The sequence below is a fragment of the Mesorhizobium sp. M1217 genome (genome assembly GCF_040318275.1).
Classification (GTDB): domain Bacteria; phylum Pseudomonadota; class Alphaproteobacteria; order Rhizobiales; family Rhizobiaceae; genus Mesorhizobium.
The window spans coordinates 1-1,112 of record NZ_JAMYMA010000056.1; the positions used below are offsets into that span (position 1 = coordinate 1).

Consider the following 1,112-nt stretch of genomic DNA (forward strand, 5'->3'; position numbering starts at 1 on the left):
CGGCGTTGGTGCACGGATCTTTTATTGGTGTGGGTTTAGGCAAGCGGTAACCGCAATAGCCTTTGTAGCGTAGCCATGCCTTTCAAACACAATGCCAGCCGCCGCCATCATGTTGAGAAGATCACGTTCAGGGTGACGAACTGGCCAGAATATGAGGCAGGACTTCGTCATCGCGGCAGTTTGACCCTGTGGGTGACGCCGGAAGCCCTGTCCAGGTGGCAAGCGCCAAGACACGTGGCGGCCAGCACCGCTATTCTGATCTGGCGATCGAGACCACCTTGACGCTGGGCCTTGTGTTTGGCCTGCGGCTGCGCCAGGCAGAAGGCTTGCTGGAATCGGTGCTGCAACTGATGGCGCTGGCGCTTGCTGTCCCCGATCATACCACCCTGAGCCGTCGGGCGCGGACATGGCAATCGCCCAACAAACGGCATGATCGCCAGGTTCCGCCGGAGGGACCAGTGCATGTTCTTGTCGACAGCACCGGCCTGCAGGTCTACGGCGCGGGTCAGTGGCTGGAGGAGAAGCACGGCGCCAGATCCCGTCGCAGTTGGCGCAAGCTGCATCTGGCACTGGATGCCGACAGCGGCGAGATCATTGCCCATACCCTGACTGATCAGGACACTGGCGATGTCTCTCAAGTTGAGCCACTACTTGACCAGATTGGCGGTCCGATCGGACAGTTTACTGCTGACGGCGGCTATGACGGAAAACCGACTTACGACGCAGTCATCAATCACAGCGCGGCTGTCGCCATCGTCATTCCGCCTCGTGTCAACGCGGTCGAACCATTCGACGATAGACCTGCCGGCCAAAGGGACCAGCATATCGCCGCAATCGGCAGAGACGGCCGGATGAAATGGCAGGTCTCCAACGGTTATGGCAAACGCTCGCTGGTCGAGACCGCCATGGGGCGATACAAGTCCACCATCGGGCGGCGTTTGCGGGCACGGTCGCTTCCCTTCAGCAGACCGAAGTCGCCATCGGCTGCGCCGTCCTCAACCGCATGCTTGCCTGCGCACGCCCGAAATCCGCCCGCCGCAAGGCGGCCACGGCATAGTCTGCCGCTTCAAAGATCGACATCCGCTCAAGTCCGGACCGATGCACCAACGCCC

Annotated in this window: 1 pseudogene; it reads left to right on the top strand. The window is 61.1% G+C overall.

From position 1 onward, the window contains the following. The first annotated feature begins 75 nt into the window (after positions 1 to 75). Positions 76 to 1,057 (top strand): annotated as a pseudogene (locus NKH37_RS33970) (IS5 family transposase). Positions 1,058 to 1,112 lie beyond the last annotated feature (55 nt).